We start from the raw sequence: 16695 nt of genomic DNA, 5'->3' as shown, positions 1-16695 counted from the left end.
AGATGTATAAACTCAAGCTGGTCCCGGACAATACCAATATTCCTTTCCTGAAATTCAGGATGCTGGCCTTTACCTTATCCGCATTGTTGATGCTGGGGTCGGCGATCATGTTCTTCTCCGTCGGCGTGAACAAGGGCATCGACTTCGAGGGCGGTATCTTGATTGAAATCGGGACTGAAACGCCGCCGGAACTCAGTGATATGCGCTCGTCCCTCGGCGGCCTTGAGCTTGGGCAGATTGCCTTGCAAACCTTTGGCAGCGACACTGAAATCCTGATCCGGGTGCAGCGGCAGGAAGGCGATGCTTCCGCTCAGGAAGAGGCAGTTAATATCATCAAGCAGCAGCTGGCATCTGATTATGGCGAGGCCATTTCCTATCGCCGGGTGGAGTTTGTCGGCCCGACCGTGTCCGAGGAACTGGTGATCGCCGCGACGGAAGCGGTGATCGTCGCGGTTCTGGCGATGCTGATCTATATCTGGCTCCGCTTTGAATGGCATTATTCGGTGGGCGCGGTAATTGCGCTGGTGCATGACGTCGTACTGACCATTGGCATGTTCTCGCTCACCGGAATTGAGTTCAACCTTGCCTCTGTTGCGGCGATTTTGACGATTGTCGGCTATTCCATCAACGATACGGTGGTTGTCTATGACCGGATTCGCGAGAATTTCCGGCGCTTCAAGAAGCTGACGGTAAAGGATCTGATTAATCTCTCGATCAACGAGACATTGACGCGGACGACGATGACCTCGTTGACGACTTTACTCGCCCTTCTCGCGCTCTACATTTTCGGGGGAGAGGTGATCCGGGGTTTTGCGATGGCCATGATCTTCGGCGTCGTCGTGGGTACCTATTCGTCGATTTTTGTCGCCGCACCGATTCTCCTGCATATCGGTCTTACTCACCAGAAAGAGGAAGATGACGGATTTCAGGGCGCCGAGAGAACAGATGATAACGCCGAAGAAAAAAGCTGACGCCCCGGCGTCCGCTTGAGGAGACGGCATGCAGGACATTTCCGGCCTTCCGAGGGAAGGACAGCAACTCATCAACAGCTATGGAGATGAAGGTTTTCGTGTGAGCGGGGTCCGTTATGATGGTTCGGTCCTTGTCATGCCGGAGGAGACCCGGCCCTGGCCGATTGAGGATATCGATCAGTTGACACTGGAAAGTCTGTCGGAGCTGATCGCGGCGAGTGAGGATATCGAAATACTGCTGATCGGCTGTGGCACATCCATGGCCTTTATCGAGGAGGATATTCGCACGGCCCTGCGGGACAAAGGGATCGTCATCGATGCCATGGGAACCGGGCCCGCCGTCCGGACCTACAATGTCCTGCTGCTGGAGCGCCGGAAGGTTGCTGCGGCGCTGATCGCCGTCTGATCCCGCTTATATATTAGAGACTTTACATTTACCATCAGCCAGACTTATGATTCCCCTTCAGTAGTGTCCTTGGAAAGGGGAAAGGTTATGGCGGCGATATTATCAAACCTCAGAAATACGGTTATTGCGGGCATCGTCCTGACCATCATCATGGTGGTTATCGTCAGCGCGGTGACGGGCGGTGGTTTCGACATGGGCGGACATGCCTATAGTGCCTTCATTATGCGCTGGCTGCATGTCCTGAGCGGCGTCATGTGGGTCGGGTTGCTCTATTATTTCAACTTCGTGCAGATCCCGAATATGCCCAATATTCCCGATGAGCAGAAACCGGCAATCGGCAAGGTGATCGCGCCGGCCGCTCTCTTCTGGTTCCGCTGGGCGGCGATGGCGACGATTGTCACCGGGTTACTGCTGGCGATGATGAACGGATATCTGCTCGATGCGCTCACCCTTGGCGCCATGGAAGGCTTCGTCGTTGACAAGAGCCTTGCCATTGGGATCGGCATGTGGCTCGGCATTATCATGTGGTTTAATGTCTGGTTCGTGATCTGGCCCAACCAGAAAAAGGCCCTTGGTATTGTCGATGCAGATGCGGCGACAAAGGCGGCCTCAGCCCGGACCGCGATGCTGTTTTCCAGAACGAATACTCTGCTATCGATCCCGATGCTCTATGCAATGGTGTCAGCGCAGAACCTGTTCTAACGGCAGCCATGAAAAAAGGCGCTTCCCGCGGGAAGCGCCTTTGTTTCGACAAGCTATGTCTTATGCCTTGGAGAGATTTTCGTTCGCGAAATCCCAGTTCACCAGGCTGTTCAGGAATGTCTCGATATATTTCGGACGGGCATTCTGATAGTCGAGATAGTAGGCATGCTCCCAGACGTCCATGGTCAGGATCGGTGTCTTTCCATCGGTCAACGGGCATTCTGCATTCGGGGTTTTGGTGACTTTCAGCTTGCCGCCGTCGAGAACCAGCCAGGCCCAGCCGCTTCCGAACTGGGTCGCGCCGGCGGTTTTGAATTCTTCGACAAATTTATCGTAGGAACCGAAATCTTCATCGATTTTCGCGGCAATTGCACCGGCCGGTTTGCCGCCGCCACCCGGCTTCATTGAGTGCCAGTAGAAGGTATGGTTCCAGACCTGGGCAGCGTTGTTAAAGACACCGGCCTTGGAAGAATCTCCGGCTGTGTCCTTCATGATCTCCTCAAGCGTCCGGGAGTCGTTTTCCAGCATGTTGTTCAGGTTCGTCACATAGGTGTTGTGATGTTTCCCATGATGGAAATCCAGCGTGTTTGCGGAAATATGCGGCTCCAGAGCGTCTTTAGCATAAGGGAGGGGGGGAAGTTCAAAAGCCATGATTATCCTCTTACCGTTTTTAGTGGTCAAATCGTTGTTTATTCTTCGGTGAAAATTCAAGCCCCTGACAGGGGAAAGAACTCGCTATATGTTGTCCCTACAGATATATACCAATTTAAGCAGGCTTCCAGTTTTTTATAATGATTCTATTTAAAAGATGACAACATCTGTGACGGAAACGGACCAGAACGGCTATTTATCCGGCGAAGTGAAACGCTATGATTACGACCGCTGGCTGACCACGCTTTTTGCGCCGCCGTCCGTCCGGCCGGGGCTGTTCGCGCTGCTCGCCTTTCATGCAGAGATCGCCCGCGTGCGCGAAACCGTCTCGGAGCCGCTTCTGGGTGATATTCGCCTGCAATGGTGGCGTGATGCCCTGAAGGCCATAGAGGAACAGGGAAAGCCACCTGTCCATCCGGTCGCCGAATCTCTTGCGGAAATCATTCCGGCGCACGAACTCGATCCTGCGATGCTGCTGCGGATGATTGATGTCCGGGCGCTGGACCTCGACCCGCTGCCGTTTGCAACTGCCGGGGAACTGCTCGACTATGCGGACGAGACGGGTGGTCTTCTCAACCGTCTCGTTTTCCGAATGTCAGGGGGCAGGGAAACGGAGGGGGAAGCTGCGGCGCGCGCCGTCGGCAAGGCTTATGCCCTGACCGGTATTATCCGCGCCATTCCCCATCATGTTGCGCAGGATGTTTTGCGTATCCCCGATGAGATGATCCGGGCGGAAAGTCTCACGGCGGAAAGTCTGTTCAGTTCGGAGAACCGGCAGGCGTTCTTCAAAATCGTGGGAAAACTGACTGAATTGGCAAGGCAGGAGCAGGAGATCGCGGGCAAGCTTGTCGCACAGCGCCCGAAATCCGAGAAACCTGCCTTCCGGCTTGCCGCGCTGACATCGCTGTATCTCAGCCGCCTTCGCGCGGCGGGCTTTGATCCCGCGCATTCGAAAATGGAGATCGGTCCGGTTCGGAAAATTATGGCGTTGTCTCTGGGCCGGTAACGATGTCTTCGGCTTACAAGCCGCCCAGACGCCAGGTCTGTGACTGCATGAAGTTCCGGGCGAGGAACTGGTAAGTCAGTTTCAACAGCCGTTCGACTTCCGGTCCTTCCTCGACGATCACGCCATCCCAACTATCCACCATGTCACGCCAGACCATGAACCGCTGATGCAGGTCATCGCGGGTCCGCCGGATGGTGTCGACTGTCGGCTGGAAGTTCTTCAGGATGACCATCACCTCGCAGGTCTGGCCGTCAATTTCCGTAAAGGTCCGATCAAATTTCTTGATCACCGGATCGATCAGGATCTGCATCCGGTTCAGTTCCTCCGAGGTCGAGCGGTCCCGCCGATACAGCGAGGCCAGCCGCTGGAGGTTTGTGCTGATCTTCTTGATACCGGTGTAATAGTCCCGCAGCGCCTCGATATAGGCGAGTTCGCGGATAACGTCGTCAATCTTGGCAACCACGTCTTCACGCTTGATGCCGAGTTTTTCAGCAATTTCCCGGAAGGCTTTCTGGACATTCTCTTTCGTCTCCGGGTCATTGGAGATCGTTTCCAATTCCTTGATGTTATGGACGATTTCCTCATTCCCGCTCATCCAGGAAACGAGCTGCACCGTGATACGGCCGCGGGCGATTTCCTTGTGGGAATCGCTGATCGACCAGGAGGCGGAGCCATCCAGAAGCTCGCGCGGGATGGAATCATTGGGGCGGATTTCATTGACGAATTTCAGCGCGCTGCCAATCGTGGCGAGAAGCTGCGCATCGGAGCTGTCCTTTTCGATGCCGAATTCGCCACACAGGGTCTTTGTCGGGATTGCCCCCTTCATCTCGCCGAGATTGACATAGTAACAGGGTTCCCGCGTGTCGTGAGTCAGACGGAAATAGCTGCCTGCGACTTTGAATATCTTATGGTCAAACGCGAAATATACATTAGGATCGCGTTTCTCATCTCCTGAATCAGATGCCGCGTTCTCTGCGTCCACCTGATTTGCCTGCAAGTTGCTCATACCTGTTTCCGGTTCAGTGCCATGTCCTTATGCCGCTGCCCGATGTTTGGAAGACTGCCGCATATTTACCTGTCCGTGAGTATAGAAGGATATTCTATACAAAAGGTTACCAAGGCGGATGAAATGTAAGGCAGCTGCGGCTTTGCGCGTTTAGGGCCGGGTTTGTTCAACTGGAGCGGATTGTGACATCCAGTCTGAAAAATCCGTCGCGGCGCGTCCCGTATAGGCCTGCTTGCGATCCTTTTTCCTGACCCGGCCTTCCGGTTGTGGGAACAGGCCGAAGTTGACATTCATCGGCTGGAAGGTCTTGGCGTCCGCTCCGCCGGTGATATGACCGAGGATCGCGCCCATCGCCGTCGTTGCAGGCGGCAAGGCGAAGTGATCGCCCGTGACATCTGCGGCCGCAAGACGGCCGGTCATCAGGCCGATGGCCGTGCTTTCGACATAGCCTTCGACACCGGTAATCTGGCCCGCAAAACGAATGTAAGGATAAGCCTTTAGGCGAAGTTGTTCATCCAGTACTTCGGGACTGTTGATGAAGGTATTTCGGTGCAGCCCGCCGAGGCGCGCAAACTCCGCCTTCTCCAGCCCCGGGATGGTCTGGAAGATGCGTTTCTGTTCCCCATAGGTGAGCTTGGTCTGAAAACCAACCATGTTATAGAGGGTGCCGAGCTTGTTATCCTGCCGGAGCTGGACAACCGCGTAGGGCTTTTCATCCGCATTGGGGTTGGTGAGGCCGACCGGCTTCATCGGCCCGAAACGGAGGGTTTCCGGCCCGCGCTCCGCCATTACCTCGATCGGCAGGCAGCCGTCGAAATAGGGGGTGTTCTTCTCCCAGTCCTTGAATTCCGTCTTGCCGCCGTCGAGAAGAGCCTGAATAAATTCCCTGTATTGCGCTTCGGTCATCGGGCAGTTGATGTAATCCGATCCGTCGCCCTTGTCATAGCGGGACTGGAACCAGGCTGTCTTGAAATCGATGCTGTCCCTATAGACGATCGGGGCTATGGCATCGAAGAAGGCGAGGGCATCGGCGCCCGTCGCGGCATGGATCTTTTCGGCAAGCGCGCCGGAGGTAAGGGGGCCTGTCGCAATAATCACCTGGCCCCAGTCGGCAGGCGGCAGGTCGGTGATTTCTTCCCGCGCGAGGGTAATAAGCGGATGGGCCTCGATCCTCTCCTGAATAAAGGCGGAGAAGCCGTTACGGTCGACTGCGAGGGCGCCGCCCGCCGGCACCCGGTTGATATCCGCACTTTCCATGATGAGCGAGCCGAGATCCCGCATTTCCCGGTGGAGAAGTCCGACGGCGTTGTTCTCCGCATCGTCCGAGCGGAAAGAATTGGAGCAGACGAGTTCCGCCAGCCCATCCGTGAGATGGGCATCGGTCCCGCGCACGGGACGCATTTCATGGAGGATGACCGGCACGCCTTTGGCTGCAATCTGCCAGCTGGCCTCACTCCCCGCGAGGCCGCCGCCAACGACATGGACCGGTTTCAGTTCGGCAGTCATGGGATTACGCGGCTTTCGTCTTCTTTATCTTCTTCGGTTTCGATTTTCCGACCGCCTGTTTGACGGCGGGCCGTTTCGCGAGAATCTCTTTCAGATACTGCCCCGTATAGCTTTCCGGCACTTTGGCCACCTCTTCCGGGGTGCCTTCTGCAACCAGATATCCACCGGCATCGCCGCCATCCGGGCCCATATCGACAACCCAGTCGGCGGTCTTGATGACTTCGAGGTTATGTTCGATCACAAGGACGCTGTTCCCGGCATCGACCAGCGCCTGCAACACCTCCATCAATTTCCGCACATCCTCGAAATGGAGGCCCGTGGTCGGCTCATCAAGGATATAGAGCGTGCGGCCTGTCGCCCGGCGGGACAGCTCCTTCGCCAGCTTGACGCGTTGCGCCTCACCGCCGGAGAGGGTCGTCGCCTGTTGCCCCACATGGATATAGCCGAGGCCAACCTGTTGCAGGGTTTCGAACTTCTCGCGGACATTCGGAACCGCCTTGAAGAAGACCGCCGCATCATCGACAGTCATGTTCAGCACGTCATAGATCGACTTGTCCTTGAACTTGATCTCCAGCGTCTCGCGGTTATAGCGCTCCCCTTTGCAGACGTCGCATTGCACATAGACATCGGGCAGGAAATGCATCTCGATCTTGATGACGCCGTCGCCCTTGCAGGCCTCGCAGCGGCCGCCCTTGACGTTGAAGGAGAAACGGCCGGATTTATAGCCGCGCGCCTTGGCTTCGGGGAGCCCTGCAAACCATTCCCGGATCGGCGTGAAGGCCCCGGTATAGGTCGCCGGGTTGGAGCGCGGGGTCCGCCCGATGGGGGACTGATCGATATCGACGATCTTGTCGAGCCATTCGATCCCCTCGATCCGATCATGCGGCCCGGGATGATTGCGGTTGTTGTTGAGCTTCTTGGCGATGGCCTTGTAGAGCGTCTCAATAATCAGGGAGGATTTGCCGCCCCCCGATACGCCGGTGACGCAGGTAAAGGTGCCGAGCGGGATATTCACATTGACGCGCTTCAGATTATTGTGCCGGGCGCCGATAATGCGGATCTGGCGCGATTCCTTCACCTCCCGCCGCTGTTTGGGAAGCGGTACCTCCATCTCGCCCGAAAGATACTTGCCGGTGATGCTTTCTGGCGCTTTCATGATGTCGTCGGGTGTGCCTTGTGCGATCAGACGGCCGCCATGACGGCCGGCGCGGGGCCCCATATCGACCACATGATCTGCAGTCAGGATGGCTTCTTCATCATGCTCGACGACGATGACGGAATTGCCCTGATCGCGCAGGTTGACGAGGGTTTTGAGCAGTCGGGCATTGTCCCGCTGATGTAGGCCGATAGAGGGTTCGTCGAGCACATAGAGGACGCCGGTCAGGCCGGAACCGATCTGGGAAGCAAGGCGAATACGCTGGCTCTCTCCGCCCGACAGCGTGCCGGAACCCCGCGAAAGCGTCAGATACTCAAGGCCGACATCGACAAGGAAGCCGAGCCGCTCATTGATTTCCTTCAGCACCCGTTCGGCGATGGAATTGTCTTTCTCCGACAGCACGCCATAAAGCTCCTTGAACCATTTACGGGCATCGAGGATGGATTTCTCACAAACCTGTCCGATATGATGGTCATGGATGCGGATGGCGAGGCTTTCTTCCTTCAGCCGGTGCCCGCCGCATTTGGAGCAGTTGGTCTTGTCCTGGTATTTCTCCAGATCCTCCCGCACCCAGGCGCTGTCGGTTTCGCGCCAGCGCCGTTCGATATTCGGGATCACGCCTTCAAACGGCTTGTTGGTCTTGTAGGTGCGCAAGCCATCATCGAAGGTAATCTGTATTTTCTCCTCCCCGGTGCCATGCAGGACCGCGTTGCGGGCGTCCTCCGGGATGTCCTCCCACGGCTCCGTGGTCGTGAAGCCGTAATGCTTGGCGAGGGCTTCCAGTGTCTGCATATAGTAGGGGGCCGGTGTCTGGGAGCGCGACCAGGGGGCAATGGCCCCTTCGCGCAGGGTCAGCGTCACATCGGGCACGATCTGGTCGGGATCAAAGAACATCTCGGTGCCGAGGCCGCCGCAGGCCGTACAGGCGCCATAAGGGTTGTTGAAGGAGAAGATTCGCGGCTCGATTTCCTCGATCGTGAAGCCGGAGACCGGGCAGGCGAACTTGGAGGAATACATTGTCCGTTCTTTAGAGTCGGCATCTTCCACCGCGAAGAGCCCATCAGCAAGATCGAGCGCCGTTTCAATCGAATCGGCAAGGCGACCCTGAATGTCTGCGTTGATCACGACCCGATCGACAACCACATCGATATGATGCTTGATCTGCTTGTCGAGCTCGGGGGTATCCTCAATGTCGTAAATCTCGCCATCGACCTTGACCCGCTGGAACCCGCGCTTGCGAAGATCAAGAAATTCCTTGCGGTATTCGCCCTTGCGGCCGCGCACGATGGGGGCCAGCAGGTAAAGCCGTTTGCCATCCCCCATGGCAAGAACCTGATCGACCATCTGGCTGACTGTCTGGCTGGCAATCGGCAGGCCGGTCGCCGGGGAATAGGGCACGCCGATGCGGGCATAGAGCAGGCGCAGATAGTCGTATATCTCCGTGACCGTGCCGACCGTAGAGCGGGGGTTCTTCGAGGTTGTCTTCTGTTCGATCGAGATAGCGGGACTGAGGCCATCGATATGGTCAACATCAGGCTTCTGCATCATTTCCAGGAACTGCCGCGCATAGGCCGACAGGCTCTCGACATAGCGGCGCTGCCCTTCTGCATAGATGGTATCGAAGGCAAGCGACGACTTGCCCGACCCTGAGAGACCGGTGATCACCACCAGCTCATCGCGGGGGATATCGATATTGACATTCTGCAAGTTATGTTCGCGGGCGCCGCGGATGCTGAGAATTTTCTGCATTCGGATAATATACCTGATGTAAGCTTGAATCTGAGCCGGAATTTATAAGGTAACGGGTGAAATTACCACCCATAATGACAAATTATGTTTTCATTTTGTTCACGGTTCACAAAAGCTTCTGATTCCTCTGGCCAGAGGCGGCATTGCACGTTATTGTCTGGCCAGAATCTTTTAAGGCAATACAGAATCGGAAGCGGATAACACTATGGCGGGCAGCGTTAATAAAGTCATTCTTGTTGGAAATCTGGGCGCGGATCCCGAAGTTCGCTATATGAACAACGGCAAGCCCGTGTGCAACCTGCGCGTGGCGACCAGCGAATCCTGGCGCGACCGCGACAGCGGGGAGCGGCGCGAACGGACGGAATGGCACCGCGTCGTCATTTTCAACGAGGGGCTTTGCAAGATCGCCGAGCAGTATCTCAAGAAAGGCTCCAAGATCTATCTCGAAGGGCAGCTCCAGACCCGCCAGTATGAGCAGGACGGCATCACCAAATACTCGACCGAGATTGTGCTGCAGGGCTTTAACTCGGCACTTACCATGCTCGACAGTGCCGGTGGCCAGGGCGGCGGCGGTTATGGCGGCGGTCAAGGCGGTGGCGGCGACTACGGTGGAGGCGGAGCCTCCGGCGGCAACGACCGCAGCTACGGCGGCCCGGCCGGCAGCGGCATGGGCGGTGATTTTGATGACGACATTCCGTTCTGATCGATATATGAGGGGAACGACGTGAAAGAGGCTGTCCGTTGCGGGCGGCCTTTTTTATGGGATGCCGGACAACAGGGGAGGGGTGACCATGGCGATAGACCATATTTCCGTTGCGGTGACGGATCTGACGAAGAGCGGGGCGTTTTATGATGCGGTGTTCGACCCGCTCGGCATGACGCGGATTGCGGATCGCCCCAAGGCCATCGGCTATGGCAAGAAATTTCCGGAATTCTGGATAAATGCCCGCCCGGAGATGGCACCGGTTGCCACCGATACGGGGTGCCATATCGCCCTTCGCGCCCGGAGCGAGGAACTGGTGAGTGCCTGTTATGTGGCGGCGCTTGCCAATGGCGGTGCCGATGCCGGTGCGCCGGGCATGCGTCCTGCGGCCCTCACTACCTATTTCGGGGCTTTCTTTACGGACCCGGATGGCAACAAGGTCGAGATTCTGACCTTTCCGCAGCCTGCCTGACCGCGACGGGGTGACATGGCGCTGTTGCTCGGCATAGATACCGGCGGAACCTATACCGATGCGGTGCTTCTGGATGAGGATGAGGGGATTATTGCCAGCGCCAAATCCCTGACGACACGACAGGATTTTTCCATCGGCATCGGCCGTTCCGTCGCCCGCGTGATCGAGGATGCCAAGGCACTCGCTTCCGATATCGGGCTTGTCTCGCTGTCCACCACGCTGGCGACGAATGCGCTGGTGGAAGGGCAGGGCGGCCGTATTTGTCTGGTGCTAATTGGCTTCGATGAAGACGCGCTCAACCGGAACGGATTGCGCGATGCGCTGAAGGGCGATCCCGTCATTTTCCTTGCGGGCGGGCATAACGGTCAGGGAGAGGCACTCTGCCCGCTGGCGGAGGAGAAGCTGACAGCGGAACTCGATGCGCTGGGCGAGAGGGTGTCGGCTTTTGCCATTGCCGGGCTCTTTGCCATTCGCAACCCGGAGCATGAACTAAGGGCGCGGGATATCATCCTCTCCCATTCCGCCAACAGTGTGACTTGCAGCCATGAGCTTTCAAGCAAGCTGGACGGGCCACGCCGGGCACTGACGTCTGTTCTCAATGCGCGGCTGATCAATATGATTCATCATCTGATCACCTCCTCCGAGGCGTTGTTCGGCGAAATGGGGATTGAGGCGCCGCTGATGGTGGTGCAGGGGGACGGTGCGCTGATCGCGGCGGAGGTGGCCAAGATCAAGCCGATCGAGACGATCCTGTCTGGACCGGCGGCCAGTCTTGTCGGGGCCGCCTATCTGAGCAGGGAGCAAAGCGCCATTATCTCGGATATCGGCGGCACGACGACCGATGTCGCCATTCTGGAAGACGGCAGCCCGCGCCTCGATCCCGATGGGGCGACGGTCGGCGGCTGGCGGACGATGGTGGAGGCGGTCGCCATATATACCGTTGGTCTCGGCGGGGATAGCGAGGTTGCCGCCGTCAAGAGCGGGATGGAGCTGGCGCTCTCACTTGGGCCGCGGCGCCTGGTGCCGGTCAGCCTGCTGGCAACCGATTATCCCGATCTGGTGCATTCGGTGCTGGATTCGCAACTCGGCAGAGACCGGCAGCAGGAAAATTACGGCTGTTTCGCGCTTGCTGTCGGGCGGGACAGCACGCATCTGGAAACCTTCGGCGAGATGGAGCAGCAGCTTCTTGACGCCCTGAAGGACGGTCCGCAGCCGCTTGAAAAACTGCTTCTGCGCCGTCGTCAACATAATGCGCTGGAGCGGCTGGTGTCTTCGGGGCTTGTCATGATCTCCGGGCTGACACCGTCTGACGCCGCGCATATTCTTGGCCTTCATGATGCCTGGGACAGGGAGGCCGCGGAGAAGGCGGCAACCTTGTTTACGCGAAACCGCGACGTGAAGGGGCATGCGATTGCCGCCTCCGCGCGGGACCTCGCCGGCCTCATCATGGAGGCGGTGGTCATGAGGTCGAGCGAGACATTGCTGGAGGCCGCGCTCGCGAAAGATCCGCTGCCGGGCCGGGATGCCGGAACACTTCTGAAGGCCGCGGCGGTATCCGGTCATCATCCGTACGTGAATATGGAGGTCGCCCTGCGTTTGCCGGTGATCGGGCTCGGCGCATCAGCGCATCTTTATTACCCCGAGGTCGCAAAGAAGCTCGGCACGATAGCCGTTATCCCCGATTTCGCGGGGGTGGCAAATGCGGTCGGCGCGGTGGTGGGACAGGTCCGTCTGACAGTAAGCGCCAGTATTTCCCCGACCGAGAATGATGGCTTCCGGCTTTTCCATATGGGAGAGCCGCTGGATTTTCAAACGCTGGACGCGGCTGTTTCTGAGGCGGAAAAATTGCTGACGGCAGAGGCCCGCGCGCAGGCGATCGAGGCTGGCGCCGGGGATGTACGCACCCGCTTTAAGCGGCAGGACAACATCGCTCATATCGCCGGGCTGGAGGTCTTCGTCGAAAGCACGGTGGAGGTTGTGGCCTTCGGGCGCCCGCGGGTGGCGCGCTAGGGGTTGATCCTAATTTCCCTGCAGGGGCAGGGCCGTGGTGAATTTGATCTCCTCCATCGCGAAGTTCGAGCTGACATCGGAGAGATCGATCCGCTGGATCAGGCGGTGATAGAACCGGTCGTAGGCGGACACATCCGGGACAACCACTTTCAGCAGATAATCGATATCGCCGCTCATCCGGTAGAACTCCATTATTTCCGGGAAGTTATCGACGGTTTCGGCGAATTTCCGGAGCCACTCCACATCATGGCGGCTGGTCTTGATGGCAACAAAAACGGTGACCGAGAGATTGAGCTTGCCGCGATCGAGCAGGCTGACCTGCGCCCGGATGACGCCGGTTTCCTCCAGTGACTTGACCCGCCGCCAGCAGGCCGTACGGGAACAACCGGCCTCGGCGGCGAGATCGGCAACGGCAATTGAATTGTCCTGCTGGAGCCGGGCCAGAATCTTGCGATCAATATTATCCATGGGTAAAAAATCCGATTATTATTATATATCGAAACATATATTTCACATTTTTGCATTTAAACGTCAAGAAAGGATAAATATTTCCGGAAATTCAGTTACTATGTTTTTCAAGGGTAAGGCAAGAAGCTGTACCTGAAAAAACGGAGAGACCCGATGACGATCGTAAAACTTTTCACAGACCATCCTGCTGCCGTAAATGAGAGCTATGTCGAGCATATGGAGATGTCCGGTACCTTCGCGTTCTGGCTGCTGGTGGCGGGTTTATGTGCGTTGGTGCATGCGGTATTTCCATTCCTTTTTGAGAAAACAGGCAGCCGTATCATAACCAAACTGCATGACCGCATGGTCACGAACCGCATCCGGAACGCCGCCCCTATTTCGGGCCCGCATCAGGCCCTCGACAGCGCCGCTCTCTAGGCCGGTAATTTCCCGCCGAAAGGGCGTTTTCCGGCCCGCTAAAGGTTGCACGCCCCCCGGATATCCTGTAGAACAAGGCAACCCTTCCGATGCCCGTCATGGGGAGGGGAGTTTATCGTTTTTAAGATGCCGGAATGATGGCCGGCATCCCCAAGTTTCTTCAGGAATCCTGCCTTGAATGATGTAACAATACCGCCCTCTGACGATCATATCGTTCCGATCACAATTGAAGACGAAATGCGCAAGTCGTACCTCGACTATGCCATGAGCGTGATTGTCTCGCGGGCCCTTCCGGATGCGCGCGACGGTCTCAAGCCGGTTCACCGCCGTATTATCTATGCCATGTATGAAAATGGCTATACATCGGACAAGGCGTTCCGCAAATCCGCCCGTGTGGTCGGTGACGTGATGGGCCGCTACCATCCCCATGGCGACAGCGCAATTTATGACGCCATGGTCCGCCTCGCGCAGGATTTCTCCATGAGCCTGAAACTCGTGGAAGGGCAAGGCAACTTCGGGTCCATGGACGGCGATAAGGCCGCCGCCATGCGGTATACGGAAGCCCGCCTGCAGAAGGCGGCTGAAAGCCTGATCGATGATATCGACAAGGAAACTGTCGATTTCGTCAATAACTATGACGATAGCGAGCGGGAACCCTCGGTCTTGCCGGCGCGCTATCCCAACCTTCTCGTCAATGGCGCAGGCGGTATTGCCGTCGGTATGGCGACGAATATACCGCCACATAACCTCGGTGAAGTGGTCGACGGCGCCCTGGCACTGCTCGAAAAACCGGAAATGTCCGTGGAAGAGCTGGTCGATTATATTCCGGGGCCGGATTTCCCGACGGGCGGTACCATTCTCGGCCGCAGCGGCTCCATCAGCGGTCTGACAACCGGGCGCGGTTCCGTGATCATGCGGGCGAAGGTCGATATCGAGGAAATTCGCAAGGACCGTCAGGCCCTAATCGTGACGGAAATTCCCTATCAAGTGAACAAAGCGCGGTTGGTTGAGCAGATTGCTGATCTTGTGCGGGCGAAGAAGGTTGAGGGGATTGGTGACCTGCGTGATGAATCCGACCGCCACGGCGTCCGCGTCGTCATCGAGATCAAACGCGACGCCATGCCGGAAGTGGTGCTGAACCAGCTGTTCCGCTTTACCTCCCTGCAGACATCGTTCGGCGTGAACATGCTGGCGCTCAATCGCGGCAAGCCCGAACTTCTCAACGTCAAGGAACTGCTGGAAGCCTTCCTCGATTTTCGGGAGGAGGTTATCTCCCGGCGGACGAAATTCCTGCTCGGCAAGGCGCGGGAGCGGGCGCATGTCTTGATCGGCCTTGCGATTGCGGTTGCCAATATCGACGAGGTGATCAAGCTTATCCGGGCAGCGCCCGATCCGGCGACGGCACGCGCCGAATTGATGGGTAAAGACTGGCCCGCAAGCTCTGTCGAGGCCCTGATCCGGCTGGTCGATGATCCGGAATATACAATTAATGACGACGGCTCCTATCGTCTGTCGGAAGCCCAGGCCCGAGCTATTCTCGATTTGCGCCTGCAACGGTTGACAGCGCTCGGGCAGAATGAAATCGGCGATGAGCTTAAGGATTTGGGCGCAAAGATCCTCGATTATCTCGATATCCTGTCGAGCCGTCCGCGCTTAATTGGCATCATTCGTGATGAACTTCTGGAAATGAAGGAAAAATACGCGGTTCCGCGGCGCACCCAGATCGAGGAAAGCGAGTTCGAGCATGATATCGAGGACCTGATCCAGCGTGAGGATATGGTTCTGACAGTCAGCCACAAGGGCTATATCAAGCGCGTGCCGCTCTCCACCTACAAGCCGCAGCGGCGCGGCGGCAAGGGCCGGGCGGGGATGCAGACCCGCGATGAGGATTTCGTCACCCAGGTCTTCGTCGTGAACACCCACACGCCGGTTCTGTTCTTCTCGTCTTTCGGGCGGGTCTACAAGCTGAAGGTATACCGCCTGCCGGTCGGATCACCACAGAGCCTCGGCAAGGCTATCATCAATCTCCTCCCGTTGGAGGAAGGGGAAGTGATCTACACCCTGATGCCGCTGCCGGAGGAAGAGGAAAGCTGGTCAGAGCTGGAAGTGATGTTCTCCACCGCGAAGGGCAATGTCCGGCGCAATCAGCTCAGCGATTTCTCCAATGTGAAGGCCAACGGCAAGATCGCCATGAAGCTGGATGATGATGACCAGCTTATCGGCGTGAAAATCTGCACGGAGGCATCCGATGTACTGCTGGTTGCGAAGGGCGGTAAATGCATTCGCTTCCGGGCGACGGATGTCCGCCTGTTCAAGGGCCGGGATTCCAGCGGCGTTCGCGGCATGAAGCTTGCCAAGGGCGACAGCGTTATCGGCATGTCGATCCTCAACCATGTGGAAGTCGATACCGAGACGCGGGATGCCTATCTGAAAACCCGCCGCTCCGTCGATGACAATGGGAGCGTCACGGAATATGCAGAGGGCATTACGCCGGAGCTGTATGAGGGTCTGAACAAGCAGGAAGAAGTTCTGCTGGCGATCACCGAAAACGGCTATGGCAAGCGGACGAATGCCTATGAATACCGCGTCACCAATCGCGGCGGTCAAGGCATTATCAATATTGAAACCTCCAACCGTAACGGCGACGTGGTCGCAACCTTCCCGATCACGGATGATGAGCAGATCATGCTGGTCACCAATGGTGGCAAGCTGATCCGCACGCCGGTGACGGATATCCGGATCGCCGGGCGGAACACGCAGGGCGTAACCCTGTTCAAAACCGCGAAGGACGAGCAGGTCGTCTCGGTGACGGCGCTGGCCGATGAAAAATCCGACGATGATGGCGCGGAAGGCGACAACCTTGCCGGAGACGACGAAAACGGCTAAGACGGCAAATCTGAATTATCAAGCTAACACATAGAAGTAGCGAGAGAAGAAAGGGACTATTCATGGTGAAGAATCGCGTAGGGCTTTATCCGGGAACATTTGATCCGATCACGGTCGGGCATTATGACATTATCCGGCGGGCCTCCAAGCTCGTAGATACGCTGGTGATCGGCGTCGCCATGAACCCCGGCAAGAACCCCCTGTTTACGGTGGAAGAACGGGTGGAGATGGTGACCAAAATGACCGAGGAATTCCCCGGCACCAATTTCCAGGTAAAACCGTTCAACAACCTGCTCATGCATTTCGCGGAGCAGGTGGGCGCTGCGATCATTATTCGCGGCTTGCGTGCGGTGTCAGACTTTGAGTATGAATTCCAGATGGTCGGCATGAACCGCCGCCTCAATTCCGAGATCGAGACCGTTTTCCTGATGGCGTCCGACCAGCACCAGTTCATTGCCTCCAGCCTGGTGAAGGAAATTGCCTTGCTGAACGGCGATATTACGAAGTTCGTCTCGGCGACGACAGCGAAGAAAATTATCGAGCGTGTGAAGCTTATCAAGAACAACACGACAGACTAACATTTAAT

At 57.1% G+C, this 16695-nt stretch carries 15 protein-coding genes; 10 read left to right on the top strand and 5 right to left on the bottom strand.

The window, feature by feature from the left end; translation table 11 throughout:
• The first annotated feature begins 2 nt into the window (after positions 1 to 2).
• The 3 genes from secF to AAC599_RS08135 all read left to right on the top strand — a co-directional run bounded on the left by secF (position 3) and on the right by AAC599_RS08135 (position 2079).
• Positions 3 to 971 (top strand): protein translocase subunit SecF, encoded by a 969-nt coding sequence (gene secF / locus AAC599_RS08145; protein ID WP_340149906.1) that lies wholly within the window; start codon positions 3 to 5, stop codon positions 969 to 971.
• A 28-nt stretch (positions 972 to 999) separates the two neighbouring features.
• Positions 1000 to 1377 (top strand): Mth938-like domain-containing protein, encoded by a 378-nt coding sequence (locus tag AAC599_RS08140; RefSeq protein ID WP_340149905.1) that lies wholly within the window; start codon positions 1000 to 1002, stop codon positions 1375 to 1377.
• 87 nt (positions 1378 to 1464) lie between these two features.
• On the top strand, positions 1465 to 2079 hold the full coding sequence (locus AAC599_RS08135; protein WP_340149904.1) for a urate hydroxylase PuuD: 615 nt from the start codon (positions 1465 to 1467) through the stop codon (positions 2077 to 2079).
• Between the two features lie 60 nt (positions 2080 to 2139).
• Here AAC599_RS08135 and AAC599_RS08130 read toward each other — a convergent pair whose 3' ends face one another.
• A complete protein-coding gene (locus AAC599_RS08130; protein WP_340149903.1) occupies positions 2140 to 2730 on the bottom strand; it encodes a superoxide dismutase in 591 nt (196 codons plus the stop codon).
• Between the two features lie 157 nt (positions 2731 to 2887).
• On the opposite strand from AAC599_RS08130, the gene AAC599_RS08125 reads away from it, so the two are divergent.
• Complete coding sequence (locus AAC599_RS08125; RefSeq protein ID WP_340149902.1) at positions 2888 to 3736, top strand: phytoene/squalene synthase family protein; 849 nt, start codon at positions 2888 to 2890, stop codon at positions 3734 to 3736.
• A 13-nt stretch (positions 3737 to 3749) separates the two neighbouring features.
• Here AAC599_RS08125 and AAC599_RS08120 read toward each other — a convergent pair whose 3' ends face one another.
• The 3 genes from AAC599_RS08120 to uvrA all read right to left on the bottom strand — a co-directional run bounded on the left by AAC599_RS08120 (position 3750) and on the right by uvrA (position 9153).
• The gene (locus AAC599_RS08120) at positions 3750 to 4742 is read right to left on the bottom strand and encodes a hypothetical protein (RefSeq protein ID WP_340149901.1); all 993 of its coding nucleotides are present in this window, start codon (positions 4740 to 4742) and stop codon (positions 3750 to 3752) included.
• A 150-nt stretch (positions 4743 to 4892) separates the two neighbouring features.
• On the bottom strand, positions 4893 to 6248 hold the full coding sequence (gene trmFO, locus AAC599_RS08115) for a methylenetetrahydrofolate--tRNA-(uracil(54)-C(5))-methyltransferase (FADH(2)-oxidizing) TrmFO (protein WP_340149900.1): 1356 nt from the start codon (positions 6246 to 6248) through the stop codon (positions 4893 to 4895).
• Positions 6249 to 6252: 4 nt separating this feature from the next.
• Complete coding sequence (gene uvrA / locus AAC599_RS08110) at positions 6253 to 9153, bottom strand: excinuclease ABC subunit UvrA (protein ID WP_340149899.1); 2901 nt, start codon at positions 9151 to 9153, stop codon at positions 6253 to 6255.
• A gap of 205 nt (positions 9154 to 9358) precedes the next feature.
• On the opposite strand from uvrA, the gene AAC599_RS08105 reads away from it, so the two are divergent.
• From AAC599_RS08105 to AAC599_RS08095, 3 genes are all read left to right on the top strand, one after another.
• The gene (locus tag AAC599_RS08105; protein ID WP_340149898.1) at positions 9359 to 9856 is read left to right on the top strand and encodes a single-stranded DNA-binding protein; all 498 of its coding nucleotides are present in this window, start codon (positions 9359 to 9361) and stop codon (positions 9854 to 9856) included.
• An 88-nt stretch (positions 9857 to 9944) separates the two neighbouring features.
• Positions 9945 to 10328, top strand: coding sequence for a VOC family protein (locus AAC599_RS08100; protein ID WP_340149897.1), 384 nt, complete (start codon positions 9945 to 9947; stop codon positions 10326 to 10328).
• A 15-nt stretch (positions 10329 to 10343) separates the two neighbouring features.
• The gene (locus tag AAC599_RS08095; RefSeq protein WP_340149896.1) at positions 10344 to 12338 is read left to right on the top strand and encodes a hydantoinase/oxoprolinase family protein; all 1995 of its coding nucleotides are present in this window, start codon (positions 10344 to 10346) and stop codon (positions 12336 to 12338) included.
• Between the two features lie 9 nt (positions 12339 to 12347).
• Here the strand turns inward: AAC599_RS08095 and AAC599_RS08090 are convergent, their stop codons facing one another.
• Entirely contained in the window at positions 12348 to 12806 is a 459-nt protein-coding gene (locus AAC599_RS08090) for an Lrp/AsnC family transcriptional regulator (protein ID WP_340149895.1), read from the bottom strand.
• Between the two features lie 153 nt (positions 12807 to 12959).
• Here AAC599_RS08090 and AAC599_RS08085 point away from each other — a divergent pair, with 153 nt between their 5' ends.
• The 3 genes from AAC599_RS08085 to coaD all read left to right on the top strand — a co-directional run bounded on the left by AAC599_RS08085 (position 12960) and on the right by coaD (position 16687).
• Positions 12960 to 13223 (top strand): DUF6356 family protein, encoded by a 264-nt coding sequence (locus tag AAC599_RS08085; protein ID WP_340149894.1) that lies wholly within the window; start codon positions 12960 to 12962, stop codon positions 13221 to 13223.
• A gap of 174 nt (positions 13224 to 13397) precedes the next feature.
• Positions 13398 to 16109, top strand: a complete 2712-nt coding sequence (gene gyrA, locus AAC599_RS08080; RefSeq protein ID WP_340149893.1) for a DNA gyrase subunit A — start codon at positions 13398 to 13400, stop codon at positions 16107 to 16109.
• 62 nt (positions 16110 to 16171) lie between these two features.
• A complete protein-coding gene (gene coaD, locus AAC599_RS08075) occupies positions 16172 to 16687 on the top strand; it encodes a pantetheine-phosphate adenylyltransferase (protein ID WP_293961976.1) in 516 nt (171 codons plus the stop codon).
• Positions 16688 to 16695 lie beyond the last annotated feature (8 nt).

This window comes from uncultured Sneathiella sp. (assembly GCF_963976355.1).
Taxonomy (GTDB): domain Bacteria; phylum Pseudomonadota; class Alphaproteobacteria; order Sneathiellales; family Sneathiellaceae; genus Sneathiella.
This window is presented reverse-complemented; position numbering and strand designations above follow the sequence as displayed.